29 protein-coding genes are annotated in these 24,872 nt (G+C 64.8%); 19 read left to right on the forward strand and 10 right to left on the reverse strand.

Annotation, left to right across the window (positions count from 1 at the left end):
- Positions 1-22: 22 nt before the first annotated feature.
- Positions 23-436, reverse strand: coding sequence for an NUDIX domain-containing protein (locus LDZ24_RS23525; protein WP_248323619.1), 414 nt, complete (start codon positions 434-436; stop codon positions 23-25).
- 179 nt (positions 437-615) lie between these two features.
- Here LDZ24_RS23525 and glpD point away from each other — a divergent pair, with 179 nt between their 5' ends.
- Positions 616-2,163, forward strand: a complete 1,548-nt coding sequence (gene glpD / locus LDZ24_RS23530; protein ID WP_248323620.1) for a glycerol-3-phosphate dehydrogenase — start codon at positions 616-618, stop codon at positions 2,161-2,163.
- On the opposite strand, the gene LDZ24_RS23535 is transcribed toward glpD, so the two are convergent.
- Together LDZ24_RS23535 and LDZ24_RS23540 are read right to left on the reverse strand one after the other, a co-directional pair.
- Positions 2,103-2,567 carry a hypothetical protein gene (locus tag LDZ24_RS23535; protein WP_248323621.1) on the reverse strand — a complete coding sequence of 155 codons (465 nt, stop codon included), beginning with the start codon at positions 2,565-2,567 and terminating at the stop codon, positions 2,103-2,105. The genes glpD and LDZ24_RS23535 overlap by 61 nt on opposite strands.
- Before the next feature lie 26 nt (positions 2,568-2,593).
- Positions 2,594-2,761: a zinc ribbon-containing protein gene (locus tag LDZ24_RS23540; RefSeq protein WP_244140183.1), complete on the reverse strand. Its 168-nt coding sequence runs from the start codon at positions 2,759-2,761 to the stop codon at positions 2,594-2,596.
- Positions 2,762-2,899: 138 nt separating this feature from the next.
- Here LDZ24_RS23540 and LDZ24_RS23545 point away from each other — a divergent pair, with 138 nt between their 5' ends.
- The 3 genes from LDZ24_RS23545 to LDZ24_RS23555 all read left to right on the forward strand — a co-directional run bounded on the left by LDZ24_RS23545 (position 2,900) and on the right by LDZ24_RS23555 (position 4,931).
- Entirely contained in the window at positions 2,900-3,406 is a 507-nt protein-coding gene (locus tag LDZ24_RS23545; RefSeq protein ID WP_248323622.1) for a ferritin-like domain-containing protein, read from the forward strand.
- 284 nt (positions 3,407-3,690) lie between these two features.
- A complete protein-coding gene (locus LDZ24_RS23550) occupies positions 3,691-4,566 on the forward strand; it encodes a manganese catalase family protein (protein WP_248323623.1) in 876 nt (291 codons plus the stop codon).
- A gap of 110 nt (positions 4,567-4,676) precedes the next feature.
- A complete protein-coding gene (locus LDZ24_RS23555) occupies positions 4,677-4,931 on the forward strand; it encodes a DUF378 domain-containing protein (protein WP_175943701.1) in 255 nt (84 codons plus the stop codon).
- 51 nt (positions 4,932-4,982) lie between these two features.
- Here the strand turns inward: LDZ24_RS23555 and LDZ24_RS23560 are convergent, their stop codons facing one another.
- Positions 4,983-6,212 (reverse strand): phosphatidylserine decarboxylase family protein, encoded by a 1,230-nt coding sequence (locus tag LDZ24_RS23560; RefSeq protein ID WP_248323624.1) that lies wholly within the window; start codon positions 6,210-6,212, stop codon positions 4,983-4,985.
- 72 nt (positions 6,213-6,284) lie between these two features.
- The gene (locus tag LDZ24_RS23565) at positions 6,285-7,631 is read right to left on the reverse strand and encodes an MmgE/PrpD family protein (RefSeq protein ID WP_248323625.1); all 1,347 of its coding nucleotides are present in this window, start codon (positions 7,629-7,631) and stop codon (positions 6,285-6,287) included.
- A 192-nt stretch (positions 7,632-7,823) separates the two neighbouring features.
- On the opposite strand from LDZ24_RS23565, the gene LDZ24_RS23570 reads away from it, so the two are divergent.
- Both LDZ24_RS23570 and LDZ24_RS23575 read left to right on the forward strand, forming a co-directional pair.
- Positions 7,824-8,420 (forward strand): hypothetical protein, encoded by a 597-nt coding sequence (locus LDZ24_RS23570; protein ID WP_241270029.1) that lies wholly within the window; start codon positions 7,824-7,826, stop codon positions 8,418-8,420.
- Between the two features lie 69 nt (positions 8,421-8,489).
- Positions 8,490-9,074: a hemerythrin domain-containing protein gene (locus LDZ24_RS23575; protein WP_248324213.1), complete on the forward strand. Its 585-nt coding sequence runs from the start codon at positions 8,490-8,492 to the stop codon at positions 9,072-9,074.
- A 124-nt stretch (positions 9,075-9,198) separates the two neighbouring features.
- On the opposite strand, the gene LDZ24_RS23580 is transcribed toward LDZ24_RS23575, so the two are convergent.
- The 3 genes from LDZ24_RS23580 to LDZ24_RS23590 all read right to left on the reverse strand — a co-directional run bounded on the left by LDZ24_RS23580 (position 9,199) and on the right by LDZ24_RS23590 (position 11,149).
- Complete coding sequence (locus tag LDZ24_RS23580; RefSeq protein ID WP_175943707.1) at positions 9,199-9,696, reverse strand: ferritin-like domain-containing protein; 498 nt, start codon at positions 9,694-9,696, stop codon at positions 9,199-9,201.
- An 84-nt stretch (positions 9,697-9,780) separates the two neighbouring features.
- Entirely contained in the window at positions 9,781-10,626 is an 846-nt protein-coding gene (gene nadE / locus LDZ24_RS23585; protein ID WP_175943709.1) for an ammonia-dependent NAD(+) synthetase, read from the reverse strand.
- 22 nt (positions 10,627-10,648) lie between these two features.
- On the reverse strand, positions 10,649-11,149 hold the full coding sequence (locus LDZ24_RS23590) for a CinA family protein (protein ID WP_248323626.1): 501 nt from the start codon (positions 11,147-11,149) through the stop codon (positions 10,649-10,651).
- 166 nt (positions 11,150-11,315) lie between these two features.
- Between LDZ24_RS23590 and coxB the strand changes: the two genes are divergently transcribed.
- The 7 genes from coxB to LDZ24_RS23625 all read left to right on the forward strand — a co-directional run bounded on the left by coxB (position 11,316) and on the right by LDZ24_RS23625 (position 19,102).
- Positions 11,316-12,272: a cytochrome c oxidase subunit II gene (gene coxB, locus LDZ24_RS23595; RefSeq protein ID WP_248323627.1), complete on the forward strand. Its 957-nt coding sequence runs from the start codon at positions 11,316-11,318 to the stop codon at positions 12,270-12,272.
- A complete protein-coding gene (gene ctaD, locus LDZ24_RS23600) occupies positions 12,269-14,230 on the forward strand; it encodes a cytochrome c oxidase subunit I (protein WP_248323628.1) in 1,962 nt (653 codons plus the stop codon). The genes coxB and ctaD overlap by 4 nt, the downstream gene beginning before the upstream one ends.
- The gene (locus LDZ24_RS23605; RefSeq protein ID WP_248323629.1) at positions 14,227-14,871 is read left to right on the forward strand and encodes a cytochrome c oxidase subunit 3; all 645 of its coding nucleotides are present in this window, start codon (positions 14,227-14,229) and stop codon (positions 14,869-14,871) included. The genes ctaD and LDZ24_RS23605 overlap by 4 nt, the downstream gene beginning before the upstream one ends.
- A gap of 9 nt (positions 14,872-14,880) precedes the next feature.
- Positions 14,881-15,207 carry a hypothetical protein gene (locus tag LDZ24_RS23610; RefSeq protein ID WP_248323630.1) on the forward strand — a complete coding sequence of 109 codons (327 nt, stop codon included), beginning with the start codon at positions 14,881-14,883 and terminating at the stop codon, positions 15,205-15,207.
- Positions 15,186-16,193, forward strand: coding sequence for a cytochrome c oxidase assembly protein (locus LDZ24_RS23615; protein ID WP_248323631.1), 1,008 nt, complete (start codon positions 15,186-15,188; stop codon positions 16,191-16,193). Before LDZ24_RS23610 ends, LDZ24_RS23615 begins: the two co-directional genes overlap by 22 nt.
- Positions 16,194-16,236: 43 nt before the next feature.
- Positions 16,237-17,523, forward strand: a complete 1,287-nt coding sequence (locus LDZ24_RS23620) for a cytochrome c (RefSeq protein WP_371747474.1) — start codon at positions 16,237-16,239, stop codon at positions 17,521-17,523.
- Between the two features lie 322 nt (positions 17,524-17,845).
- Positions 17,846-19,102 (forward strand): glycosyltransferase family 4 protein, encoded by a 1,257-nt coding sequence (locus LDZ24_RS23625; protein WP_248323632.1) that lies wholly within the window; start codon positions 17,846-17,848, stop codon positions 19,100-19,102.
- Positions 19,103-19,153: 51 nt separating this feature from the next.
- On the opposite strand, the gene LDZ24_RS23630 is transcribed toward LDZ24_RS23625, so the two are convergent.
- Positions 19,154-20,263 carry a nucleoside hydrolase gene (locus tag LDZ24_RS23630; RefSeq protein ID WP_248323633.1) on the reverse strand — a complete coding sequence of 370 codons (1,110 nt, stop codon included), beginning with the start codon at positions 20,261-20,263 and terminating at the stop codon, positions 19,154-19,156.
- Between the two features lie 161 nt (positions 20,264-20,424).
- On the opposite strand from LDZ24_RS23630, the gene LDZ24_RS23635 reads away from it, so the two are divergent.
- The 6 genes from LDZ24_RS23635 to LDZ24_RS23660 are packed head-to-tail and all read left to right on the forward strand — an operon-like array spanning position 20,425 to position 23,845.
- Positions 20,425-20,781, forward strand: coding sequence for a CidA/LrgA family protein (locus tag LDZ24_RS23635; RefSeq protein WP_248323634.1), 357 nt, complete (start codon positions 20,425-20,427; stop codon positions 20,779-20,781).
- Entirely contained in the window at positions 20,778-21,512 is a 735-nt protein-coding gene (locus tag LDZ24_RS23640) for an LrgB family protein (RefSeq protein ID WP_248323635.1), read from the forward strand. Before LDZ24_RS23635 ends, LDZ24_RS23640 begins: the two co-directional genes overlap by 4 nt.
- Positions 21,513-21,553: 41 nt before the next feature.
- Positions 21,554-21,973 (forward strand): hypothetical protein, encoded by a 420-nt coding sequence (locus LDZ24_RS23645; protein WP_248323636.1) that lies wholly within the window; start codon positions 21,554-21,556, stop codon positions 21,971-21,973.
- Positions 21,970-23,190: an Nramp family divalent metal transporter gene (locus tag LDZ24_RS23650; RefSeq protein ID WP_248323637.1), complete on the forward strand. Its 1,221-nt coding sequence runs from the start codon at positions 21,970-21,972 to the stop codon at positions 23,188-23,190. Before LDZ24_RS23645 ends, LDZ24_RS23650 begins: the two co-directional genes overlap by 4 nt.
- Positions 23,187-23,552, forward strand: coding sequence for a hypothetical protein (locus LDZ24_RS23655; protein WP_248323638.1), 366 nt, complete (start codon positions 23,187-23,189; stop codon positions 23,550-23,552). The genes LDZ24_RS23650 and LDZ24_RS23655 overlap by 4 nt, the downstream gene beginning before the upstream one ends.
- Positions 23,552-23,845 carry a PRC-barrel domain-containing protein gene (locus LDZ24_RS23660; protein WP_248323639.1) on the forward strand — a complete coding sequence of 98 codons (294 nt, stop codon included), beginning with the start codon at positions 23,552-23,554 and terminating at the stop codon, positions 23,843-23,845. The genes LDZ24_RS23655 and LDZ24_RS23660 overlap by 1 nt, the downstream gene beginning before the upstream one ends.
- 6 nt (positions 23,846-23,851) lie before the next feature.
- Here LDZ24_RS23660 and LDZ24_RS23665 read toward each other — a convergent pair whose 3' ends face one another.
- Positions 23,852-24,814: an alpha/beta fold hydrolase gene (locus tag LDZ24_RS23665; RefSeq protein ID WP_248323640.1), complete on the reverse strand. Its 963-nt coding sequence runs from the start codon at positions 24,812-24,814 to the stop codon at positions 23,852-23,854.
- Positions 24,815-24,872 lie beyond the last annotated feature (58 nt).

Here is a 24,872-nt window from a genome sequence, read left to right on the forward strand (position 1 = left end):
CGGCGCGGCGCGCGTGGCGCGTTCACGCCAGCGCACCACTCTCCCCGAACCCGACCTGCGCCCGCCGCGGCCCGCCCGCGCGATGCATCGTCAGCGCGACGATCTCGCGCGTCGGAATGCTGGTCGCAAGGGTCGCGAGCTGCCTCGCGCTGAACCAGTCGCAGCGCGTGATCTCGTTGCGCGGCACCGGAATCGCCAGATCGCCGATAACCGCGCCGAATACGTGATGGTGCTTGTTCATGCCGCCGAACAGAAACAGGTACTTGAGTTCGCCGACGACCAGTCCGGTTTCTTCCTCCAGCTCGCGCCGCGCCGCCTCTTCCGGCGACTCCTTGCGCCAGATCGTGCCGCCCGGCAACGCCCAGCGGGAACGCTTGCGCGCGACGAGCAGAATCTTCGTGTCGCGCGTGCAGATGATGGTCGCTCTCTCTTTCATCGTCGTCGGGCGTTGCGGCTTGGCAGCAGCGCGCGGCAGCGCATTGGCGCCGCGCGGATTTCGTTGCAGAATCCGTTAGCCATAACCATGCCGCGACGCGCGGCGTCTGACTGAACGGGCCGCAAGCCATCGGCCGCGCGCCGGCTCGGACTAAACTAGCTGCATCATACGGAGACAGCATGGTCGAGCCTTCGCAGTGGGACGTTCTCGTAGTGGGCGGCGGCATCAACGGCGCGGGCATCGCGCGGGATCTGGCCGGGCGCGGCGCGCGCGTGATGCTCGTCGAACAGCACGACCTTGCGCAGCACACGTCGTCCGCGAGCACCAAGCTCATTCACGGCGGCCTGCGCTATCTGGAATACCACGAGTTCGGACTCGTCAGGAAGGCGCTCAAGGAACGCGAGGTCCTGCTGTCCATCGCGCCGCATCTCATCGCGCCGCTGCGCTTCGTGATGCCGCACGTTCCCGCGCTGCGCCCCGCATGGATGATCCGCGCGGGCCTCTTTCTGTATGACCACCTGAGCCGGCGCGCCGTGCTCGAAGGCTCGCGCGGCGTCGACTTGCGCACGCACTTCGCGGGCGCGCCGCTCGTCGATTCGATCACGCGCGGCTTCATTTATTCCGATGCCGCCGTCGACGACGCGCGGCTCGTCGTCCTCAACGCGCTGGACGCGCAAGAACGCGGCGCGCAGATCGCGACGCGGACGCGCTTCGTCGGCGCAACGCGCGGCGAGCGCCAATGGCGCGTCGAACTGAGCGATGCGTCCGGTCATCGGCGCGACGTGGCGGCGCGCGCCATCGTCAACGCGGCGGGTCCGTGGGTCGGCGCGCTCGCCGCCGGCGATTCCACCGCGCGCCCGATGCGGCTCGTGAAGGGCAGTCACATCGTCACGCGCAAGCTGTTCGATCACGATCACGCGTACATCCTCCAGAACGACGACCGGCGCATCGTGTTCGCGATTCCGTGGCAACGCGACTACACGCTGATCGGCACGACGGACGTCGACTATCAAGGCCCGCTCGCGGACGTGCGCATCGCGGATGACGAGGTCGAGTATCTGTGCGCCGCCGTGAACCGCTATTTCCGCCAGCCGGTGACGCCTGCGGACGTCGTCTGGTCGTATGCAGGCGTGCGGCCGTTGCTCGCGGACGGCGCGGATGACGCGGCTTCCGCCACGCGCGACTATCGGCTCGAACTGGATACGCGCGGCGCGCCGCTCGTCACCGTATTGGGCGGCAAGATCACGACCTATCGGCGGCTCGCGGAAGAAGCGGCGGAGCAGCTCGCCGCGCCACTTTCGCTGACAGCGCCTGCATGGACGCACGCCGCGCCGCTTCCCGGGGGCGACATGCCGGATGCGGATTTCGCGCGCTTCCTGCGAGCTTTTCGCGAGCGGCATCGCTTTTTGTCGGCGGAACTGGCCGAACGCTATGCGCGCGCATACGGCACGCGCGCCGACGCCATGCTCGATGGCATCGACACGATGTCCGTCATGGGAACGATGCTCGCGCCCGGGCTCTATGAAGCCGAAGCCGCGTATCTCGTCGCTCACGAATGGGCGCAAACGGCAGACGACATTCTCTGGCGCCGCACGAAGCTCGGCATGCGCGCGAGCCCGGCCGACGTCGAGCGGCTGAACGCGTGGCTCGCCGCGCGCAATCGAAATCAGCGCGATGCGCGGCGCAACAGTCCGGCGAGCGCGAAGCCCGCGCCGAGCGCGACGTAGGTGAGCGCGAGCCCCTGATTCGACAGATGCGCTTCGTATCCCGGCGTCAGGCGCTTGGGCACGACATGGTAGTCGACGACATACGCGACGGCGCTCGTCGTGGCCGCCGATGCCGCGATCTTCGCCGGCGACGGACGGCGGCCGCATAGCGTTTCGAACAGCACGCCCCAGAAGACTGCGCTGCCCAGGTGAATGCCCGCGCCGGTGCCCGTGTATTTCGCGCTGAGACGCTCCTCGCGCGGCGCGGAATCGGGCCACAGACAATGCGTGACCGCGTTCATCACGGCGTAGGGGCGATGCCCCGACTTCGCCGCCAGCGCCGCCGCGATCGCAGCCGACGCCAGTCCTGCCACGCCGCCCGACGCGAGCGCGCGCATCAGTGCGCTATCGGATGTGGAATTCATGCGCTTCGCCTCCGCTTTAGGCATGCCTAGCTGCTCTTGTTGCCCGGCTCGCGAACGCGCGTCGAGTAAGTATCGTTGCCGCATTTCGGGCACTTCGGAATGGTGTGGCCCTTCGTGACATGCGTCGAGTGATGGCACTTGGCGCAACGGAAATCGCCGGTTTTCTCAGCCTTCTCGCCTGAATGAGCTGACATGGTTGCCTCCGCTTCGGACTCCGTTCTTTCTATGTGCCCAGCAAGCGTTATTCCGAACTGATGGAGCCTCGCGGCACAGGGATTGCGCGTCAACGGATACGCGCGGTGAAGCGCGTTTCTCTCGACAAGGAGCACGTGATGACCGAACCCGCTGAACATTTGTTGGACTGGCTACGCGATGCGCACGCCATGGAGCAGCAAGCCGAACAGATGCTGCGCGCGCAATCCGGCCGCCTCGAAAACTATCCGCAATTGAAGGCTCGTATCGACCAGCATCTGGAAGAAACGCTCGGGCAGCAGAAGATCGTGCAGGAATGTATCGAGCGCCTCGGCGGCACGACCTCGATCATGAAAGACCTGACCGCGAAGATGATGGCGTTCGGGCAAGCCGCTGGCGGCATGACGCAAACCGACGAAGTGGTGAAGGGCGCGATCATGAGCTATGTATTCGAGAACCTGGAGATTGCGTCGTACACGTCGCTGATCGCGGCAGCCGAGCGTTGCGGCGACGCGCAGACGAAGGCCGCCTGCGAGCGCATTCTTCCGCAGGAGCAGGCCATGGCGCAGTGGCTGCTCGAACATATTCCGTCCATCTCGACGCAGTATCTGGAGCGTTCCGCCACCGGCCAGGAAGCGAAGAAATAAGTCGTGCATGCCGGGGCCGCCGCTCGGTGGCACGTCCGTTGCTGAATGGAAAACGCCCGCCCGTTCGTATGTCCGAGCATGCGACGGGCAGGTTTCCATCGATACCGCGGCACTCTTCGCCGCATCACGCCAGCGCGAATCTCCTGCGCTGAGGCTCGCAGCAGCACGACTGCAAGTGACGTCACGACGCCCTCACTGTCGCTGCGAGTAGAAGCCTCTTGAAACCTCGTTCGGGTGCCGCTTGCGCCGCAAGCGCCGCTCGTCCATAACCAGGAGCCGTTGATATGTTCGTACATAACAAACGCCTGCAATATACCGTCCGCGTGGCAGCCCCGAATCCCGGCCTCGCCAATCTGCTCCTCGAGCAGTTCGGCGGCCCGCAAGGCGAGCTTGCCGCCGCCATGCGCTACTTCACGCAAGCAGTGACCGAAGACGATCCGGGCCGCAAGGACATGCTGTTCGATATCGCGACCGAAGAGATGAGCCACCTGGAAGTGATCGGCAGCATCGTCGCGATGCTGAACAAGGGTGCGAAGGGCGCGCTTGCCGAAGCGGTGGAGCAGGAAGCCGAGCTGTATCGCTCGATGACGGGCAACGGCAACGATTCGCACACGACCGCGATCCTGTACGGCGCGGGCACGCCGCTCACGAACTCGGCCGGCGTGCCGTGGACGGCGGCGTATATCGACACCATCGGCGAGCCGACGGCTGACTTGCGCTCGAACATCGCGGCCGAAGCGCGCGCGAAGATCGTCTATGAGCGCCTGATCAACGTGACGGACGATCCGGGCATCAAGGACGCGCTCGGCTTTCTGATGACGCGCGAAATCGCGCATCAGAAGTCGTTCGAGAAGGCGCTGCATTCGATCCAGCCGAACTTCCCGCAAGGCAAGCTGCCGGGCGTGCCGGAGTTCACCAGCGTGTACTACAACATGTCGAAGGGTGAAGACGCGCGCGGCCCGTGGAACGAAGGCGGCGACTGGAAGTTCGTCGCGGACCCGCAGCCCGCAGTCGATGGCGGCGACGGTACGGCAACGGTGCAGGTGTCGGAGCAGGACGTCGAGACGCTGCAGGCAATGGCTGCCCGCACGGCATCCGACCCGACGGCCGATCCGACGACCGGCGCGGACCTCGGCGCCGGACAGGCAGTGAGCAAGTAACGGTTCTTGCAGGACGCCGGCGCCGCTGGAAGAGCGGCGCCGGCGAGATTCCAACGCCGTTCACGGACGGTGCATTCAATGTAGCACTTTTGTCAACGTGGAGTTTAGTTATGCCAACTGTCACTTCGAAGGGAACGGTCGCCGTTCATCGCAGCCCGGTGGACTGGCTTGCAGGCGCGCTCGTCATCATCGGCGCGCTGAACTGGGGGCTCGTCGGCCTGATGAATTTCGATCTCGTCGCGGCCATCTTCGGCGCGGGATCGCCGGGCGCGCGCATCGTCTATGTACTCGTGGGACTCGCAGGACTGTATTCGCTGATCCGGGCTTTCATGCCGGCGCGCGAGCATGGCCTTGCTCATCACTGAACGGCGCGCCGCGCGTGCGTCAGCGCGCGGCGCACCTTTCGCGTCACTTCGTCATCGCGCGGTACAGAGATGCGCGTTGACCTTGACGGGCGCCGCATTCTTCTCGAATGGCGGCTGCGGCACGAAGCTCTGAATCACGCCGGGCCTGAAAATCAGGCAATACGTGGAGCCGCCGTACTGGAAGTAGCCCAGTTCCTCGCCCTTTTTCACGCGCTGGCCGGGCAGTGCATCGATCATGCACGAGGACACGTCCGCCATGCCGATGAACACGCAGGCCACCTCGCCGATCGCGGGGTCGTCGCTCTCGATCACGATTACCGCCCGCGCCGCCACCGCGCTGATATAGCCTTGCGAGTCGTTCAGGCTGCTCGGCTCTTCCCCTTCGGATTCGGCGTCGGAATAGTAGGTGCCATCGACCAGATACGACTTCGTGATGGTCCCGCTCACCGGCGCGTGCCAGCGGTGATAGTAAAACGCGCTCAAGTACGCCTGATAGATGGTGCCGCCGACGAAGCGTTTCGCCAGTTCCATCTCCTTCGCGGTGAAGATTTCCTGTAGCGAGTAAGGCTGCGACTTGATCCAGAACGAGTCCTGGAGCTTGACGTCGTGCTTGATCGCATAAGGCGATGCCTCGCATGCGCTCACGATGACCTTGTCGTTCTCCGGCTCGGCGACGGGCCGCGCGCCCGGCTTGAACTCGCGCGTGAAGAAGTGGTTCCATGAAGAGAAGCCCCAATAGGGCTTGTCCCTGTCGCACTGAAACTGCGAGAGGCCGATTTGCTTGTCCGCCTCGGGACTGAACCATCCGTTCGGCGACGACGTGTTCAGATGCGTGCGCGAATACGGCCCGCTGAGAAAGCCCGACCACACGTTCAGAATACGCTTCAGGTGCCTGTTGAACGCGGGATCGCGAAAGAGCGAGTAGCCGGAAGGCATCACCATCGGCCAGTCGAGCAACGCGTTCACCGGACAATGAATCAGGCTCTTCTCGCTGAACGGCGGCGCGTAGGTGAGCATGGCATCGAGCAGAACCACGAATTCGTCGATGTTCGCGTAGGCGAGTTCGAAGCCTTCTTTCTTGGCCTGCTCGATGGCGCTCGTGAACTCCATCCGCACCACCGGGTCCTCGCGTATGAAGGCGGCGAATTCTTTCACCACGCTATGCATCTCGGCCTTGCCGGCGCGCTCGCGTGCATAGGCGGCGAAGTTTCTGCGAAAGCTCGCGATCGCTTCCTCGCCGTCGGGCAGCCAGCCGCCCAGTCGTTGCTTTTCTCGGCTCATGTGTCTTGCCTCCGTGGCTTGCTGTGAGTCTTCGCGAACGCAGCACCTCGCATGCCGCAATCTTTGGAGGCTTTACCACGCAAGCAAACCGGTCAGCTCGCGCAAGCGGATGGTTTCGAGTTGGCGGACGGCTTGCCGGATCGCGGTGGATCGGCCCGCGTCCAGTCGGTCGGCCGTCAGGCGCTCGAACTTGGCATCGACCGCGCTCCAGGTCATCGGACGCGTGTGGAAGCCTTCGTAGTCCGCTTGCTCGCCGTCGATGATCGCGCCATTCGTCATCACGATCTGCATCGACACCGGCATCTCATCCGGGATGCGGTTCGTATAGTCCGCGTTCGGCGCGACATTCACGCGTCGCAGAAGGCTTTGCACGTCGTTGCGCCGTATGCGCTCATCGGCGAACTGCTCGGGCCATACTTCGCCATCGAGCAAAGCAACGGCAATTAGATACTTCAGGTTGTGATCGGCCTGCTCCTTGGTCCAGCATTGATCCTTCGGGCCGTATGCGCCGCCGCCAAGCACCTGATACGCGCCATCCGACACCTGCACGTTCACCTCCGCGATTTTCCGCGCGTCGATGTCATGCTGGTTGCGCAAGCGGATGGCGAGATCCACGGCGCTTTGCGACTGAAATTCGGCGTCGTGCTTCTTGATGGACACGCGAAGCGGCACGTCGAGCCGTTCGCGGCTCCAGTCGAGCGGCGGCTTCGCGCCCGCCAGATGAAAGAGTCCCATCGGTCCTTCGAAGACGCCCATCGGCCCGGTAACGCCGTTGCGCGCGAGGAACGTGTTGAGAAGCGCGCGGCTCGCCGCTTCGCCCGATGCGAGCCCCTTCCACTCCGATACCGGCTCGGCCTGAATCGCGGCGAGCGACACCGCGCCGACGCCCGCGAGCGCGAGCGCCTGCGCGCAGCGCCATTCGTCGAGCGCGAAGAGGCTCGATGCGCCCGCCGCGACCGAAAAAGCCAGCGGCGTCGTGTAATTGATGCCCGCGCGCATCGTCGGTATGTCGAGCAGACGCGTCTGCACCTGATACGCGATGGCGAGCGCCGTGAGGAACGCGGCGCCGGTCGCGTCCGCATATTCCCCAGTTGCGACGAGCGCGCCGATATTGTCCGCGGGATGGCACACCTCGCCGCGAATCGCCGTGTTGTCCATGAAGTCGAGATAGCGGACGAGGCAGCCGTTATACAGCGCGGCGCGATCCGGCGCGCCGCTTCCGCCGCCGATGAACGTGACGAGCGGCGGCCCGCCGAACTCGGTCACGAGGCGGCGCACCTTCAGCATCGGCGGATGTCCGATCGCGCCGATCGCGCAGCCGAGCGCATCGACGATGCTGCGCTTGAGCCTGTCGAGCGCCGCATCGCCGAGATCGCCGATATGCACGCGGCCGATGAACGCGGCAAGCTGTTCTGTCATCGACGGTTGCTCTTCTCTGTCGTTCGCCGTCGCCACCATGACGGTTCCCCTCATCCTCTTGGCAATGGCTGCGTTCGAGCATTGCACGTACCACTCGTCACGGCGGAATGCGGTTTGCTTGAACGATCACGCTCAGGCGCCACGCGCGCCCGTGCGTCGCACCTTCCTCCGCTTCCTCAGAAGAGGTAAATCATGAGTGACCCCTTCCCCTTTCCGAAGTCTCCCGCCAACGACGTCTCGCGACGAAGCAAACCCGCCGCTATCGCGCGCGGTCTCGGCTGGTACAGCCTGGCGCTCGGCGCCGCTCAACTGCTCGCGCCGAATTCGGTCGCGCGCGCGGCCGGCGTGCGCACGGGCTCGACGTTGATGCGCCTCTATGGCCTGCGCGAAATCGCATGCGGCATCGGCATTCTCGTCTCGCGCGATCCCACGCCGTATCTGTGGGCGCGCGTCGGCGGCGACGCGCTCGACCTCGCGACGCTCGTCACCGCATCGGACAGAACGAGCCCGCGCGCGCTGACCGCGCTGCTGAACGTGGCGGGCGTCACCGCGCTCGACATTCATTCGGCCACGGCGCTCTCCTCGCACGCCGAAGACGAGCGTCGCGAAGCGCAGCTTCGAGGGCAGCGGTTCGCCTCGATGTATCGCAACCGCAGCGGCTTTCCGCGCTCGCCCGAAGCCATGCGCGGCACGGCGTTGCGCGACTTCGAAACGCCGCGCGACATGCGCGCGCCCGACGAGATGCTGCCGTACACGCATGCGCAGTACAAAAAGGCGAAAGGCGCCTGACGCCCGCCGGCAAGACAACTTTCCCCACCATCGAAGCACGCGCGAATACGCGAAGGAGTCATCGTGGACATGTCATCCTGCTCGCCCTCCATCACGACGATGATCCGCATGGATCACACGCACGTCATGGCGGCGTTTCATCGTTACCATGCCGATAGTGCGTGGTGGCGCAAACGCGCCATCGTCGAGCTGGCCTGCACGGCGCTCGAAATTCATGCGCAACTCGAAGAAGAGATCTTCTATCCCGCGCTCGCCGAAGCGATTCCGGGCGACGACACGCTGGAGAAGAGCAAGCCCGAGCACGACAAGATGCGCGAGGACATTGCCAAGCTGCGCGCGATGGGTCCGGACGACGCCTCCTACGATGCCCGCTTCATGCAGTTGATGCGGGAAGTCATTCACCACGTGGCGGACGAAGAGACCGTGCTGTTGCCGACGGCCGAGCGCGCGCTGGCTTCGCGTTTGTCGGAACTCGGGCAGCAGATGACCAAGCGCAGGATGCAACTGGTCGGGCAGAAGCGTCCCGCTTCGATTGCGGTGAACACGGTCGGCACGTTCCCGCTGGCTTCGCTCGCGCTGATCTCGCTCGGCGCGCTTGCCGTCGCGCAAATGCTCCGGCCCTCGCCCTCGCGCCGGGCGAGGGAGTACGCGTAAAGCGGTAGGGGCCCAAGCCGCGCGTCGGTCGGGCGCGCGGCGCTTGAGAGATAAAAAAAAGCGCGACGGGGGATGCGGCGCGCTCGTTCCTGCTCAGGTAGCGACGACGAGTGTGGGGATCTCGTCAGCCAGCCGCCTTGACTTCCTCGGCCATCTGCGTCTTCGCGAGTTGCGTGAGCTTTTCGTCGGTGGATTTCTCTTCCTGCAACGTCTCGAGCAGCAGGTTCATCGCTTCTTCCTGGCCGAGCTGCTTCGCCAGCGTCGCGAGCGTGCCGTACGTCGCGATCTCGTAGTGTTCCACCTTCTGCGCCGCGGCGATCAGCGCGGCATCGCGAATCGGGCCTTGTTCAAAGTCTTCGATCTGCTCCTGCCCTTCCTCGACCAGCCCTTCCATCGCCACGCACTTGATGCGCTTGAGCTTGACGCCGCACAGTTCGACCACCTTATCGATCCGTTCAATCTGACCGTTGGTTTCTTCCAGATGCTGCTGGAACGCCTGCTTGAGCTGCTCGTTGGTGCTCGCGCGTGCCAGCTTCGGCAGCGCCTTCGTCAGTTGTTTCTCTGCGCTATAAACGTCGGACAGTGCGTGAATGAACAAGTCCTGCATAGTCTTCGATGCCATCGATGCCTCCGTTTCAGGGTGAGTGGGTTCGCACCGGCCGGTGGGCCAGCCGCGCATGTCTATCGCGCAATCGCCATTCCAGTCTCAGACGCGCGGCACTTCGAGCGGCAGCGCGCGCTTGTGGCGCGTCGCCATGTAAAAGCGGCGTATGGTCGTAAGCACGTCTTCGCTCACGTCCTTGCCTTCCAGAAAATCGTCGATGTTCTCGTAGCTGATGCCGTAGCTGTCTTCATCCGGCTTCTGCGGCGTGAGCGTTTCGAGGTCCGCCGTCGGCACTTTCATGACGAGACGATCGTCCGCGCCCATCGAACGCGCGAGCGCGCGCACGCGGCGCTTCGTGAGTCCGGAGAGCGGCAGGATGTCCGCGCCGCCGTCGCCGTACTTCGTGAAGAAGCCCATCAGCGATTCCGCCGCGTGGTCCGTGCCGATCACGACGCCGCGCCGCGCGCCGGCAATCGCGTACTGCGCGATCATCCGCTCGCGCGCCTTGATGTTGCCGAGAACGAAGTCTTCCTGGAAATCGTCGGTGTATTGCGCGCCGCCTTGCTTGAGCGCCGCGATCATTTCGTCCGACGGTCCCTTGACGTTGACCGTCAGGGTCTCGTCCGGGCGCACGAATTCGAGCGCGGCCTGCGCGTCGTCTTCGTCACGCTGCGAACCGTACGGCAGCCGCACCGCGACGAAATGCGCCTCGTAGCGGCGCGCGCGCAGCCGCTCGACGGCAAGTTGCGCAAGACGCCCGGCCGTGGACGAATCCACGCCGCCGCTGATCCCGAGCACGTAGGTTCGCAGCCCCTGCGACGTCAGATAGTCGGACAAGAAGGCGACGCGCCGCTCGCGCTCGGTGTCGGCATCGAAGTCCTGGCTGACGCCCAGCTCTTGAGCGATCTGCTGCTGCCACTGCCTCCATTCGCTTTGGCTCTGATCCATGTTCGTCCCCCAACGGTTTTGATCAATGTCTCGGCAGACGGTCGAAGTAATGCTCGAGGCGCGAGATGGCGTAGAGCGCCGCCGCGCGCCGCACTTCGTTGCGTTCGCCATCGAAGACCTTCGTCTCGCTGAACGTGACGATCTGCCCGTCGCGCAGCTTGTACGACCATGCAAAGCATTGCGTGCCCGCCTCGGGGCCGTCGCCGGGCGGAGCATCGGCCACGCCCGTGTTCGACACCGAGACGGTCGCGGAGCAGCCTTCCTGCTTCAGCGCGCCTTCCGACATCTCGCGCGCCACTTCCTCGCTCGTGAGGCCGTATTGCTTCATCGTCTCCTCGCGCACACCGAGAAAGCCGGCCTTGCCCGAAGGCGAATAGGTGACGAAGCCCACGTCGAGGCAACTGCCGCTGCCCGGCACGGACGAGATGAGCGACGCGATGTAACCCGCCGTGCACGATTCGGCTGTCGCAAGCACCAGGCCACGCGAGGTCAGAAAAGAAACGACTTGTCGTGGTACGTCCATGTTTACTGTCTCCTTGTTCTCGCTGCCAATGACCTTGCAGGCAAGTGCAAAGCAATCGCTGCACCAAAGAGCAGCGGTCCGTCCATGGAATGTCTATTGCTTTAACCGACGAACACGTCCCCGAGCCGTATGAAAACCATAACTCCGCACAATCAAACAAACGGCCATGCAGAGCGCTCTTAGTCCGGCAGGCATCCAGGCAAGTCGCGTCCTGGAGCTATGGCACATCACGCTGACTGTCTGCTGCGTGGTGTTCGCCTGCGTGCTCCTCGCGTGCATGTTCGCGCTCTTGCGCGCCCCGCGCGGCAATCAGGCGACGCCCGCCGATATGAGCAAGCGCGAGCGGCCGGAGCGCGGCATTCACCGCTTCGTGATCGTGGGGACCGTTCTGTCGGCGCTGGGTCTCGTCAGCCTGCTGATCGCCGATGTCGTCACCGATCGCGCCTTGTCGCGGCTTCCGGTCGACAACGCGCTGCATGTGGAAATGACCGGCTATCAATGGTGGTGGCAGGCGCGCTATGCGCCCGAAGGCGGCGCCGACGGGTTCGCGGTGGCGAACGAGCTTCATGTGCCGGTCGGCCGGCCGGTGGTCGTGTCGTTGAAGGCCGCGGACGTTATACATACATTCTGGGTGCCTAATTTATATGGCAAGAAGGACATGATCCCCGGCCAGGACTCGACCATCACGTTCCGCGCCGACCGCGCGGGAACGTATCGCGGGCAGTGCGCGGAATTCTGCGGCTACGAACACGCGATGATGGCGTTCTCGGTCGTCGCCGACCCGCCCGCGCAATATGCAGCGTGGGCCGCGCAACAACGGCAGACAGCGAGCACGTCGAGCGACGCACTCGCGATGCACGGACGCGACGTCTTCCTGAACGGCGACTGCGCCCGCTGCCATACGGTACGCGGCACGCCGGCCAACGGCTCGGTAGGCCCGGACCTCACGCATCTGGCGAGCCGGCAGACCATTGCGGCCGGCACCTTCGTCAACAACGCGCACAACCTCGCGGCGTGGATCACCAATCCGCCCGCCCTCAAGCCCGGCGTCATGATGCCGGCGACGCAACTCGCCCCTGGCGATCTCCAGGCCCTCGTCGTCTGGCTCGGAACTCTCAAATGAGCGCGCCCGCTTCTTCCCGCTTCGGCCCGGCCGATGACAACGGCTCCCGTCCCGTCGACGGTCCGCACGCCTCGCCCGCCGTGCGCGAAACGCTTGCCGCGACGTGGAGCGATCCGCCCGGCTTCATCGGCGCGCTGTCGGCGATCAATCACAAGACGGTGGCGCGCCGCTTCATCGTGACGACGTTCGCCTTCTTCGTGCTCGCGGGCCTGCTCGCGCTCGCCATGCGCATGCAGCTCGCGCGGCCCGATCTGCGGCTGATCGGCCCGAATCTTTACAACGAACTCTTCACGATGCACGGCACGACGATGATGTTTCTCTTCGCCGTGCCGGTGATGCAGGCCGTCGCGGCGTACCTCGTGCCGCTCATGATCGGCGCGCGAAGTGTCGCCTTCCCGCGCATGAACGCGTACGCGTACTGGGTGTTTCTCTTCGGCGGCATCCTGCTGTTCGCCTCGCTCGCGGTGAACAGCGCGCCGGCCGCCGGCTGGTTCAGCTACGTGCCGCTCGCGGGCCCCGACTATTCGCCGGGCAAGGGCTCCGACATCTGGGCGCAGATGATCACGTTCACTGAACTCTCCGGCCTGATCGAAGCGGTCATCCTCATCAGCACCATCTTCAAGATGCGCGCGCCCGGCATGTCGCTCAACCGCATGCCGCTTTTCGTGTGGGCCACGCTGGTCACGCAGTTCATGGTGATCTTCGCGATGCCTTCGGTCATGCTGTGCAGCACCGCGCTCATTCTGGACCGGCTAGTCGGCACGCATTTCTATAACCCGGCGAAGGGCGGCGACGTGCTGCTCTGGCAGCATCTCTTCTGGTTCTTCGGGCACCCGGAGGTCTACCTCGTCTTCATTCCGCCGTTAGGCTTCATCTCGTCGATCATTCCTACCTTCGCGCGCCGCCCGGTGTTCGGCTATCCCGCGATGGTGCTCGCGCTCATCGCCACCGCGTTCCTCGCATTCGGGCTGTGGGTGCATCACATGTTCGCGACCAATCTGCCGGAGCTCGGCAAGAGCTTCTTCACGGCGGCGAGCCTCACTATCGCGATTCCATCGGCCATTCAAATCTTTTGCTGGATCGGCACGCTCTGGACCGGCCGCCTGAACCTGCGCACGCCGCTGCTCTTCGTGCTCGCGTTCTTCTTTATTCTCGTGATGGGCGGAATGACCGGCATCATGGTCGCCTCCGTTCCGCTGGACCTGCAAGTGCACGACACGTACTTCGTCGTCGCGCATCTGCACTACGTGCTGCTGGGCGGCGCCGTGTTTCCGCTCTTCGGCGCGTTCTTCTACTGGTTCCCGAAATTCGCGGGCCGCATGCTGTCCGAGCGGCTCGGGCGCTGGCAGTTTTGGCTGTTCTTCATCGGCTTCAACGTCACCTTCTTTCCGATGCATCTGCTCGGACTGCATGGCATGCCGCGCCGTGTCTGGACGTATCCGCACGGGCTCGGCTGGGACGGCATGAACCTGATGTCGACCATCGGCGCATGGATCATCGCGGTGAGCGTGCTGCTTTTTATCGTCAATGTGGTGCTGACGCTGCGAAGCAAACAACCCGCGCCTGCCGATCCGTGGGGCGCGGGCACGCTCGAATGGAGCATGCCGTCACCGCCGCCGCCGCATAACTTCGACGCGATTCCGGTCGTGCACGGGCGCGATCCGTTGTGGGAACCGGCGGGCGAGCCGCGCTTCGTCGGCGGTCTGGCGGCCGATGCGCGCGAAGTGCTGATGACGAGCGTGCTCGATGCGAAGCCGGACCATCGACCGCTCTTTCCGTCGCCTTCCATCTGGCCGTTCATCAGCGCGGTGGTGACGACGATTCTCTTCATCGGCTCGATCTATTCGCCGTGGGCCATCGTGTGGGGCTCGCCGCCGGTCGCCGCGGCGATGATCGCGTGGTTCTGGCCGAAGCGATCGAGCAATGCGTTCGCAGCCGCACGGGAGCAGCGCCCATGAGTACCGCCAGCAACCTTCGGAACGCGCAGACGCGCCCCGACGAAGCGAACGCTACCGAACTCGACGTGCGCGGGCTTCCGACCTTCGCGTTCGGGCATCGCAGCGTCATGTGGTGGAGCACGGCGGGGCTGATGCTGATCGAAGGCACGGTCTTCGGCATCGCCGTGATGATGTACTTCTATCTGCGCACGCATGCGCCCGCCTGGCCGATGGCCGCCTCCGCGCCCGAATTGCGCTGGGGCACGCTCAATACGGTGGTGCTGCTCGCGAGCATGCTGCCGAACCAGCTCGCCAAGCGCGCCGCCGAGCGCTTCGACCGCGGACGCGCGAAGCTATGGATGACGGTGTGTCTCATCGCGACCATCGTGTTCATGGTGCTGCGCGGCTTCGAATTCGCGACGCTCAACGTCAGCTGGTACACCAATGCGTACGGCTCGGTCGTGTGGCTGCTGCTCGGCCTGCACACGACGCACCTCGTCACCGATTTCGTCGATACCGCCGTGCTGACCGTGCTGCTTTTCACCGGCCCGTTCGAGGGCAAGCGCTTCGTGGACGTGAGCGAGAACGCCGTGTACTGGTACTTCGTCGTACTGAGCTGGCTGCCGATCTACGGCGTCATTTACTGGGCACCCCGCTTTTGACTCGCGATCATGCTGACCTGGCCCGCTCTCCTCTTCGCACCGTCCGTCCTCCTCGGCTTGTTGAGCCTGAACTACGCGCTCGTCGAGCCGTCGTGCCATTTGCAGAGCATGCTGCTGTTGCACGGCATGAGCGTGGCGAGTCTCGCGGTAAGCGTCCTCTCGACACTGCTCGCCTTCGGGCGCTGGCGCAGCGCGCGGCGCGAAGCCGACCCGTCCGCGCCCGCGCTGCGCTCGCGCGCAGGCTTCATGGCCCTCGTGGCGACGGGAGTGGGCACGCTCTCGTCGATCGGCATCATTTTCATCTCGTTACCGCAATGGCTGCTTTCCGCTTGCTGACAAGGACGGCGGCGGGCGTCGCCGCGATCGCGTTCGCCGATGCCGCGTGCGCTCACGCGGTCTCGCCAGGCGCGAGCAGCGTCCCCGCGAGCTTCGGCTGGACATTCGAGCCGTGGGTCGTCGTGTGTCTCGCGTCGAGCATCGGACTCTATCTCGCCGGTTATGCGCGGCTTCGCGTGCGCGGGGCGCGCGGACGGCGCGACCGCGCCCTGCGTCTCGTTTCATTCGTGACCGGCTGGATCGCGCTCGTCATCGCGCTCGTGTCGCCGCTGCATACGTTAAGCGAGGCGCTCTTTTCGGCGCACATGCTTCAGCATGAGATCTTCATGCTCGTGGCCGCGCCGTTGCTCGTGATCGGCAGGCCGCTCGCGGTGTGGCTGTGGGCGTTTCCTCCGCGCGCGCGGCAAGGCATCAGCGCCGTGACGCGCAGCGCGTGGATCAACACGCCGTGGCGCTGGCTGACCATGCCTGCCGTTGCGTGGGTGCTGCATGCGGCGGCCTTATGGTGCTGGCACGCGCCGCGCTTTTTCGAAGCCGCGCTCGCCAGCGAAGGGATTCATACGCTGCAACACACGAGCTTTCTCGGCACCGCGCTGCTCTTCTGGTGGACCGTGTTTCGTCCCGCCTCGGAGGACGGCTCGCGTTCCCACAGCGCGCACGCGATGCTGTCGCTCTTCACCACGATGGTCCATACCGGCGCGCTCGGCGCCCTGCTGACGCTCGCGCCCGAGGTCTGGTATCCGTCGTGCATCGAAAGCACGCTCGCGCTCGGCTTCGATCCGCTACAGGATCAGCAACTCGGGGGACTCGTGATGTGGGTGCCGGGCGGTCTCGCCTATCTTGTCGGCGGGCTACTGGTCGGCGCGCGCTGGCTGGCGAGGCGGCCGGCATCGACGCTCGCGCCCGCCACGTCCGCCACGTCCGCCACGTCTGCCGCGCGCCCGGCGGCGTCAACCACTCGCCTGCGGGCGCACGAGGAGTCCTGACATGCGCTCGTTCACGAGAGTCCGCCTGCGCCGATCGCTTACCATGCGAGGCATCGCGGCCGCATCGCTCGTCATGGTCATGACGGTGGCGGCAAATGTCGCGGATGCGGCGGAACAGGCGCCCTCGCCCGAACTGATCGCACGCGGCGCGTATGTCGCGCGAATCGGCGATTGCGCCGGTTGCCACACCGCGCCGAAAGGCGGCGCGCCGTACGCGGGCGGCCTCGGCGTGAACTCGCCGTTCGGCACCATCTACAGCAGCAACATCACGCCCGATCCCGAGCTCGGCATCGGCAAATACAGCTATGAAGATTTCGTCCGCGTGATGCGCGAAGGCGTCGCGCCCGGCAACAAGGGACTGTATCCCGCGATGCCTTATGCGTCCTTCGTGAAGATGAACGAAGACGACTTGCGCGCGCTCTACGCGTACATGATGCACGGCGTGCCGCCGGTGCATTACAAGCCGCCGCCGACGGACGTGTCGTTTCCGTTCAATCAGCGTTGGGCGCTGCGCGTGTGGCGCTGGGGTATCGCGCCGAAGAAGGTGTACGAGCCGCGGCCCGAGCGCGATGCCACATGGAATCGCGGCGCGTATATCGTGCAGGGACCCGGCCATTGCGGTGCCTGTCACACGCCGCGCGGGCTTGCGTATCAGGAGCGCGGCTACGACGAATCGTCCAAGACATATCTCTCGGGCGCGGTCACCGACAACTGGTACGCGATGAACCTGCGCGGCGATCCGGGCTCGGGTCTCGGGCGCATGTCGACAGAGGAGATCGCGTCGTTCCTGAAGACGGGGCATGGCGGCGACAAGACGATCGCGTTCGGCACCATGGTCCAGACCATCGAGGACAGCCTGCAGTATCTGAACGACGACGATCTCACCGCCATCGCCACGTATCTGAAGACGCTGCCCGCGACCGGCGCCGCCGATGGCACGTTCGATCCCTCGCTCGCGCCGCCGGGGCGCCTCAAGACGCGCGCGCCCGACAAGCCGCCCGGTCAGGGCGCGGCCGTCTACGCGACCTTCTGCGCGCAATGTCACCTCGATACCGGCAAGGGCGTGCCGAAGGCGTTTCCGAGGCTCGCGGGCAACCCCGCCGTCATCAGCGAGGACACGACGTCGCTCATTCGGCTGATCGTCGAAGGCGGAAACAGCCCGGACACCACTCACGGGCCGCCGCGGCAAAACATGCCGGGCTTCGCGGGCCGTCTGTCAGATTTGCAGATCGGGCAGGTGCTCTCTTACATCCGCTCGTCTTGGGGCAACGACGCGCGGCCGGTCACCACGAACGATGTCGCGTCCTTTCGTAGCAAGATACATAAGTAACGGCGGTTACATTCACGGGTAAATCGTGCAGATTCGTCGGACGCTTCGATAAGACATGGTTGCCGACCAACGATCGGACAAAAAGACTTCGTTCCACTAAATAGGACTTTCATTTCCTTACGTTTCGCTTTGAGCCTTCTCAAGCTTTTTGGCTTATCCTAAACTCTTGCTTACGAGTCAGAGCGAAACGTGGACCTGTGGATTCCGAGTTCGTCTTCGGGGGAAGATGACCACAGTTAGCGCACTCCTCGCCCTCGCCGCATCGCCTCACGGGTGACAGCCAGGGTGCCTCTAGAAGAACGACAATATCACTTCCAACGCCGTGAAAATTCTCATCGTCAACACGTTGTATTACCCGGACAAGGTCGGTGGGGCCGAGGTATCGACGCAACTTCTCGCCGAAGGCCTCGTGAGAGCCGGCATGGAAGTCAGCGTGGCCTGCGCGACGGGAACGGGCATGGACAGCATTTCCGAATTGAACGGGGTGAAGGTCTATCGTCTGCGTAACGCCAATCTGTACTGGCCGCATCGGCCAAAAAAACGCTCGCGCGTGGCGAGATTTGCCTGGCACGCGCTCGATGTCTATAACGTCGTGATGTCGCGCAAGCTCGCCGGGATCATCGCGCAGGAAAAGCCCGACGTCATTCATACCAGCAATCTCGCGTGTCTCTCGGTGGACGTGTGGCGCGTGGCGCGCAACGCGGGCGTGCCGATCGTGCATACCGCTCGCGACTATTACCTGATGTGTCCGTCCACGACAATGTTCTCGGACGCCGAGCCTTGCAAACGGCAATGCGCATCGTGCGCGCTGTATTCCGCGCCGAAGCGCGGCGCGTCGGCACGCGTGGAAGTGGCCATCGGCGTGAGCCGCTTCGTGCTGCAAAAGCATCTCGACAACGGATACTTCCCGCACGCGTCGCGCACGGCGGTCGTGAGCAACTGCTATATCCCGAGCGAGGATAGCGCGGCGCTCGTCAACAAGCGGCGCTATGAAGGCGGCCCGGTGCGGCTCGGCGTGCTCGGGCGCGTGGCGCGCGACAAAGGCTCGGAGGTCGTGCTCGAACAACTGTCGGCCGATCACACGCTCGACTGGACGCTCGCGTTCGGCGGCAATGGCGAGGCCGGCTACATCGCATCGCTCAAGACGAAGTATCGCGACCCGCGCGTGCAGTTTCTCGGACACGTGAAGGCGAGCGACTTCCTCAATAGCATCGACATTCTCATCGTCCCTTCCATCTGGCACGAACCGTTCGGGCGCGTGATCGTGGAAGCGTACTCGCACGGCTTGCCCGTCGTCGGCGCGAACCGGGGCGGCATTCCCGAAGTCATCGAACCGCGTTCCGGTCTCGTGTTCGACATGGATCGGCCGGAGACGCTCATCCAGAAGATCCGCGAAGCCATCGAACTGCTCAAAGAGCCGTCCGTGCACGACCGGCTCCGCAAACACGCCGATACCTTCAACCCCGACACGATGGTGAACGCGTATCTCGACATCTACCGCAGCGCGCTCGAAGGCGCGATGACGAGAAGCGCCGAGCCGGTCGCCGCCGCCATCACGCCCAAGGCACACATGGATTGATGACCGCGCAACGCGGTCATCGCTCATTGGCCATCAGTCATTGGCCATCGGTCATTGAAACTTCACGGGCACCGGACTCGTCAGCAGGTTCACGTAAAGATTGAAGAACCTGGCGTTGTCGTACTTCGTCACATAAGTGATCTTGAGCGGTGAAGCGCCGGGCGCGGGCGCGTCCGGATACACGCGCACGTGCCCCTGATTTTCGCCCGGCGTGGTGTCGATATCGAGGTACGCGCTCTGCGTTTCCGTCGCGTAAGTCGGGTCGAGGAAGTAAGGCATCGTCAGCGTGTCGTAGATATCGGTATGGCTCGCGAAAGCATTCGCGTTCTCCACCGCATAGACCTTCGTGACGGGCGTCTGTCCGGTCGGCGGATTGACGATCTGGTCATAGATGCTTTCGGTGAGCGGCACGGTGTTGGTCACATCGAGCGGAATCACGCGCTGCGGAATGGTCGTCTGCAACAGCGTGCGCACGGCCACCGGATCGAACCACCAGTTCAGTTCGCCCACGGCGTTCGCGTTGCCCGGCACGTTCATCGCGCCGCCCATGTAGACGATCTGCTTGATGAGCGGCACGATCTCGGGCGCCTTCTTCACGGCAGTGGCGAGGTTCGTCGGCGGTCCCACTTCGATGATCGTCACCTGGTTCGGATAGCGCTTGATGCTGTCGATCATGAAGTCCGCGGCGGCTTCCGTTTGCAGTTTGGTCGACTGCGCGAAGCCGTCGGGGGGCGCGGTGAGTTGCGACGCGTCGGTGGGCTCCGGGCGCATCCACGCGCCGAAGTACCCGTTCGGATTCGCGGCCTGCTGCGCGCGAATGCTCGCCACATCGTACTGAAGCGGATAGTTCGCGCCGGCGTACACGCCGACCCGGTTCTGCACGCCCATGCGCTCGACGGCCTTCAGCGCATCGGCTTCTTCCTGCAAGAGCCAGTCGTTGCCCGTCACGACGCACAAGCCGAGCAGATTCACCTTGCCCTGCCCCATCAACTGGCTCGTCATCGCGAAGAGCTGGCCGTCATCGCCCATCGTGTTGAAGTCGGAATCGATGATGACCTTCGGCGCGTCATTGTAGGCATCGTGATGATCGGAGCCGCCGCAAGCGGCCACGAGGCAGGACAGAAGCGGCGGAATCAGCGGAAGCAGTCTGCGGGGCGCCATGATTGTCTCCTTGTCGTTAAACGTTCTGAATGGCCGCGCTGGCAAGCGGCCTGATTCATTCTAGGAGCATTCACTGCGTTCGGAGGCACGATCGTCGATGCCTGCGGGAGCGCACTTTGCTGGCATCGCACACCGCGCAGTGAACGTCGACAGGTCCCGCCATGCTTCTTTCCCTTGCCGTGCTGCTGCTCTTCCAGTGTTTCGGGGAAGGCGTCTCGTATGTGTTCCGGCTTCCCGTGCCGGGGCCGGTCGTCGGCATGTTGCTGCTGCTCGCGTTTCTTATCGCGCGGCCGCGCGCCGCCGATACCATCGAGCCGACCGCGAACGAACTGCTGCGTCATCTCTCGCTGCTTTTCGTTCCGGCGGGCGTCGGCATCATGGCATCCGCGAGCGCCGTGCGCGGCGATCTCGTGGCGGTCGTGCTGGCGATCATCGTGAGCACGACGCTCGGCATCGGCGTGACGGCCATCGTGATGCGCGCGCTGATGCGCCGCCAGGCGGGAGACGAATCGTCATGAGCGCGATCCCACGGCTCAACGCGATATGGGTCTACCTCGCGGCCTCGCCGCTGCTCGGCCTGACCATCACGCTCTTTGCGTATCTGATCGCGCAGTCCGTCTATACGCGATGCCGCTTCAATCCGCTGGCCAACCCCGTGTTGATCGCGGTGGCGCTCATCGTCGCAGTGCTCCAGATCAGCGGCACGCCGTATCCGACGTATTTCGAAGGCGCGCAGTTCGTGCACTTTCTGCTGGGGCCCGCGACGGTTGCGCTGGCGTTGCCGCTCTACCGGCAACTGGGCAACCTCAGACGGCTCGCCGCGCCGCTTTTCGTCGCGCTGTTCGCCGGGTCGATGACCGCGATCGTATCGGCGGTCGCTATCGCGTTATGGCTCGGCGCATCGCGACAGACGATTGCATCGCTCGCGCCGAAGTCCGCCACCACGCCCATCGCGATGGCAGTGGCGACGTCCATCGGCGGCATACCGTCGTTGACGGCGGTGCTCGTCATCTCGACGGGCGTGTTCGGCGCCGTGTTCGCGCGCGTGATTCTCAACGCGCTGCGCGTCGCGGAGCCGGAAGCGCGTGGCTTCGCGCTCGGCGTGGCGTCGCACGGCATCGGCACGGCGCGCGCCTTTCAGGTGAGCCAGCAGATGGGCGCGTTCGCCGGTCTCGGCATGGGGCTCAACGGCATACTCACCTCGTTTCTCGTGCCGGTGCTGGTGCCCGTGCTGGCGCGCTGGCTCTGAACGAAGGCGACGAAGGAACGCGCCTTGCTCGCTGCGGCGCCATGAAGCCCTTCCGTTCACTGTCGCTCGCGCCGCTCGTTGTCGCGCTCGCGCTGGCATGCGCCGCGTGTTCGTCGTCCGACGATGCCGCCTCCGATGCCCGCATCGTGCTGTCGTATGCGCGCTCGGCGTCGCAGTGGATGGACTCGTGGCTCGACGGCAGCTCGCCGTCGTCGTACGCCAGACGCTCGGTCGATTCGGCCAGCGAACAGATCGGCAAGATAGCGGGCGACCTGCAACGCGCGCACGCGCCCGCCGATGCCGCCTCGCAGGTTCACGCGGTACAGGCCGCCTTCGATACGGCGCGCAATGCGCTCGAATCCGGCGACCGCGCGCGCGTCACCGAAGCGCGCTCGACGATGCATGACGCCGCCTCACGCCTCGACGCGTGGCTGCGCGCGCAAGCCGGTGACGCGTCATGAAGAAGCTGCTGGAGATATCGCTCGGCATCGTGACGAGCGTCGGCGGCTTCCTCGAAATGGGCGAGATGTCGACTGCCGCGCAGGCCGGCGCCGCGTTTCACTATCAATTGCTATGGACCGTCGTGCTCGGCACGGTCTGCATCGCGTTCCTCACCGAAATGTCGGGACGCTTCGCGGCGGTGAGCGGACACACCATCGTCGACGGCATTCGCGACCGCTTCGGCATCAAGCTGCTCGCGCTGCCGCTCATCTCGACGGTGATCGTGAGCTTTCTCGTACTGAGCGCCGAGATAGGCGGCGTTTCGGTGGCGCTCGAATTCGCGACGGGCATCTCGTATCGATGGTGGGCGCTGCCCGTCGCGCTGCTCTCGTGGCTTTTCTTGTGGCGCGGCACGTTCGGCATGCTGGAGAAAGGCATCTCGCTGCTCGGCCTCGTCACGCTGTGCTTCGTCGTCGCGATCATCCGGCTGCGGCCCGAATGGACGCAGGTGGCCGCCGCTGCGGTGCCGAGCCGCCCGCATGAACACGCCGCGACGTACTGGTTCATGGCCGCGAGCATACTGGGCGCGTCGCTTTCGCCCACGCTCTTCCTGTTCTATTCGTCGGGCGCAATAGAAGACCGCTGGGACCGCAGCTATCTCTGGCCCAATCGCGCGATTGCCGCACTGGGCATGCTGTTCGGCGGCGTGATCTCGGCGGCCGTGCTCCTCGTGGCGGCGCAGGTGCTCAACGGGCGCGGCATTCTGGATGTCGAAGACTTCCATCAACTGCCGCTGCTTCTCGTCGATGCATTCGGCATGTGGGGATTCGTGCTCTTCGTGGCGTCGCTCGGCATTGCATCGCTCGGCGCGGCGCTGGAAGTCGCGCTGCTCGAAGCGTATCTCTTCGCGCAGGCGTTCGGCTGGAACTGGGGGCAGGACTGCCCGCCGCGCGCCAATCCCGGCTTCAGCCTCGTCTATACCTGCGCCTTGCTGCTCGGCGCGTTGCCCATTGCCGCCGGCGCCGATCCGCTCAAGCTCACGGTATTCTCGATGGCGCTCACCGCCGTCAACTTGCCGTTGATGGTGGTGCCGTTCATCGTCTTGATGAACGACGAGCACTACATGGGCGAGCACTGCAACGGACCGATATCCAACGTGGCGGTGATCGCCATTACCGCGCTCGCGTTCGTGCTCGGCATCGTCACGATCCCGCTCGAATACTTCGGAGGCACATGATGGACGTCGTGCACGATATCCTCGACAAGCAGCTCGTCGACAAGAACGGCGTGCGCATGGGACGCGTGGATGGCCTCGTCGCCGAACTGCGCGACGGCGAATTGCCGAGGCTCGTGTTCATCGAAACCGGTATGATCGTCATGGCGCGGCGCTTCGGCAGGCGGGCGCATCGGCTGATGAGCGCGTTGCTCGCGCGTATCGGCGCGGGCCACAAGACCACACCGTATCGCATTGCGTGGAAGGACGTGCGCAAGGTCGCCGTGGATATCGAACTCGACGTGGATGCCGACGACACGCCCGTGCACGACTGGCAACGCTGGCTGCGCGAGCGGACCATCGACCGCATTCCCGGAGCGCGCTGATGCAGACCGTCAATCTCGATGAACTCGTCGGCCTGCGCGTCACCGCGATGGATGGCCGGCGCGTCGGCCGCATCTCCGCGCTGCTGGCCGAGAACCGCGGCGGCGACTGGGTGATCGCCGCGGTGCGCATCGAGACGCACGGCTTCGCGAGTCGCGTGATGCGCTGGATGGCGATGGCGCTTTCGCCTGCGTCCTTGCGAAAGAGGCTCGCGCAGAAGCCGCTCGATGTCGCGTGGGACAAGCTCGACTGGGCCGACCTGCGGCAGCCGCGCCTGCGCGAACAGGCGCGTTGATCGGCGTCACTCGATGGCCATGGCCTCGATGGCATCGGCGATGCGGCCCGCTTCATCATAGTGAAGCATGTGCCCGCGATTCGGCACCACGGTGATCGTGCTCTGCGCGATGTCTCCGTGCAGCCGTCCCGACTGCGAATCCGCATCGACGATCGTGTCGTCCTGGCCCGCGAAGATGCGCACCGGCACGCTTACTTCGCCGTAACGCCGCGACAAGTCATGCGCCGCCGGCACCATGTAGCCGGCGTCCTCGCCGATCGCGCGCATTTGCGACGGACGCAGCAGCAACTCGCGCGGCAGCATCTCGCGAAACACGTCCGGCACGGGCTGCGGCGCGAACATCAGGCGCAGGTTCGGATTGATCATCAGACGCGCGGCAATGGGCGAGACCGTGTAGCGCATCACATCGCCGATGACGGGTATCGCGGCGGGCGCGGTGAGCAGCACGTCGAAGCGGGCGCTCGGATAGAAGTAGCCGCTGATCAGCGCGAGCCCGCGAATGTCGATGCGCGGATCGAGCGCCATGGAAAGCGCGGCGAGACAGCCGAGCGACTGGCCGACCACGACCGCCCGCGTCAGTCCCATGCGCTTGAGCGCCTGTTGAAAGAGCGCCGCCTGCGCCTGCGGCGTCCATGCGCGATCGCGCGGACGTTCGCTGAAGCCGAAGCCGGGACGGTCGAACGCGATCACGCGATGCCGTTGCGCGAGCCGGTCGAAGAGTCCGCTCGCCACATAGTCTTGCAGCATGACGAGATTGCCGTGCAACAGCACGATGACCGGGCCTTCGCCTTCGTCGATGTAATGCAGACGCACGCCGTCCACGTCGATGAAGCGCCCGACCGGCGGATGATCGCGCTCGGCGCGGCGGGCGCGCAGCGCAGCCCACGCGGCCACGCCGAGCGATGCAGCCGCGACGGAGCCGGCAAGCAGTTTGCCCGATGACAAGGCGCTGGATGATGTCTGAGGCATGTTTCCCCGATGGTCTTGATTGAAGCGCGAAGCGCACGAAGTGAGTGGGCGAGCAAAG

Source organism: Caballeronia sp. Sq4a, from assembly GCF_023170545.1.
In the GTDB taxonomy this organism is placed as follows: domain Bacteria; phylum Pseudomonadota; class Gammaproteobacteria; order Burkholderiales; family Burkholderiaceae; genus Caballeronia.

Excerpts from the sequence above, each read along its gene's own strand:
- LDZ24_RS23525 (WP_248323619.1), bottom strand. The coding sequence starts at position 436 with ATGAAAGAGAGAGCGACCATCATCTGCACGCGCGACACGAAGATTCTG.
- glpD (WP_248323620.1), top strand. The coding sequence starts at position 616 with ATGGTCGAGCCTTCGCAGTGGGACGTTCTCGTAGTGGGCGGCGGCATC.
- LDZ24_RS23535 (WP_248323621.1), bottom strand. The coding sequence starts at position 2,567 with ATGAATTCCACATCCGATAGCGCACTGATGCGCGCGCTCGCGTCGGGC.
- LDZ24_RS23540 (WP_244140183.1), bottom strand. The coding sequence starts at position 2,761 with ATGTCAGCTCATTCAGGCGAGAAGGCTGAGAAAACCGGCGATTTCCGT.
- LDZ24_RS23545 (WP_248323622.1), top strand. The coding sequence starts at position 2,900 with ATGACCGAACCCGCTGAACATTTGTTGGACTGGCTACGCGATGCGCAC.
- LDZ24_RS23550 (WP_248323623.1), top strand. The coding sequence starts at position 3,691 with ATGTTCGTACATAACAAACGCCTGCAATATACCGTCCGCGTGGCAGCC.
- LDZ24_RS23555 (WP_175943701.1), top strand. The coding sequence starts at position 4,677 with ATGCCAACTGTCACTTCGAAGGGAACGGTCGCCGTTCATCGCAGCCCG.
- LDZ24_RS23560 (WP_248323624.1), bottom strand. The coding sequence starts at position 6,212 with ATGAGCCGAGAAAAGCAACGACTGGGCGGCTGGCTGCCCGACGGCGAG.
- LDZ24_RS23565 (WP_248323625.1), bottom strand. The coding sequence starts at position 7,631 with ATGACAGAACAGCTTGCCGCGTTCATCGGCCGCGTGCATATCGGCGAT.
- LDZ24_RS23570 (WP_241270029.1), top strand. The coding sequence starts at position 7,824 with ATGAGTGACCCCTTCCCCTTTCCGAAGTCTCCCGCCAACGACGTCTCG.
- LDZ24_RS23575 (WP_248324213.1), top strand. The coding sequence starts at position 8,490 with ATGTCATCCTGCTCGCCCTCCATCACGACGATGATCCGCATGGATCAC.
- LDZ24_RS23580 (WP_175943707.1), bottom strand. The coding sequence starts at position 9,696 with ATGGCATCGAAGACTATGCAGGACTTGTTCATTCACGCACTGTCCGAC.
- nadE (WP_175943709.1), bottom strand. The coding sequence starts at position 10,626 with ATGGATCAGAGCCAAAGCGAATGGAGGCAGTGGCAGCAGCAGATCGCT.
- LDZ24_RS23590 (WP_248323626.1), bottom strand. The coding sequence starts at position 11,149 with ATGGACGTACCACGACAAGTCGTTTCTTTTCTGACCTCGCGTGGCCTG.
- coxB (WP_248323627.1), top strand. The coding sequence starts at position 11,316 with ATGCAGAGCGCTCTTAGTCCGGCAGGCATCCAGGCAAGTCGCGTCCTG.
- ctaD (WP_248323628.1), top strand. The coding sequence starts at position 12,269 with ATGAGCGCGCCCGCTTCTTCCCGCTTCGGCCCGGCCGATGACAACGGC.
- LDZ24_RS23605 (WP_248323629.1), top strand. The coding sequence starts at position 14,227 with ATGAGTACCGCCAGCAACCTTCGGAACGCGCAGACGCGCCCCGACGAA.
- LDZ24_RS23610 (WP_248323630.1), top strand. The coding sequence starts at position 14,881 with ATGCTGACCTGGCCCGCTCTCCTCTTCGCACCGTCCGTCCTCCTCGGC.
- LDZ24_RS23615 (WP_248323631.1), top strand. The coding sequence starts at position 15,186 with ATGGCTGCTTTCCGCTTGCTGACAAGGACGGCGGCGGGCGTCGCCGCG.
- LDZ24_RS23620 (WP_371747474.1), top strand. The coding sequence starts at position 16,237 with ATGCGAGGCATCGCGGCCGCATCGCTCGTCATGGTCATGACGGTGGCG.
- LDZ24_RS23630 (WP_248323633.1), bottom strand. The coding sequence starts at position 20,263 with ATGGCGCCCCGCAGACTGCTTCCGCTGATTCCGCCGCTTCTGTCCTGC.
- LDZ24_RS23635 (WP_248323634.1), top strand. The coding sequence starts at position 20,425 with ATGCTTCTTTCCCTTGCCGTGCTGCTGCTCTTCCAGTGTTTCGGGGAA.
- LDZ24_RS23640 (WP_248323635.1), top strand. The coding sequence starts at position 20,778 with ATGAGCGCGATCCCACGGCTCAACGCGATATGGGTCTACCTCGCGGCC.
- LDZ24_RS23645 (WP_248323636.1), top strand. The coding sequence starts at position 21,554 with ATGAAGCCCTTCCGTTCACTGTCGCTCGCGCCGCTCGTTGTCGCGCTC.
- LDZ24_RS23650 (WP_248323637.1), top strand. The coding sequence starts at position 21,970 with ATGAAGAAGCTGCTGGAGATATCGCTCGGCATCGTGACGAGCGTCGGC.
- LDZ24_RS23655 (WP_248323638.1), top strand. The coding sequence starts at position 23,187 with ATGATGGACGTCGTGCACGATATCCTCGACAAGCAGCTCGTCGACAAG.
- LDZ24_RS23660 (WP_248323639.1), top strand. The coding sequence starts at position 23,552 with ATGCAGACCGTCAATCTCGATGAACTCGTCGGCCTGCGCGTCACCGCG.
- LDZ24_RS23665 (WP_248323640.1), bottom strand. The coding sequence starts at position 24,814 with ATGCCTCAGACATCATCCAGCGCCTTGTCATCGGGCAAACTGCTTGCC.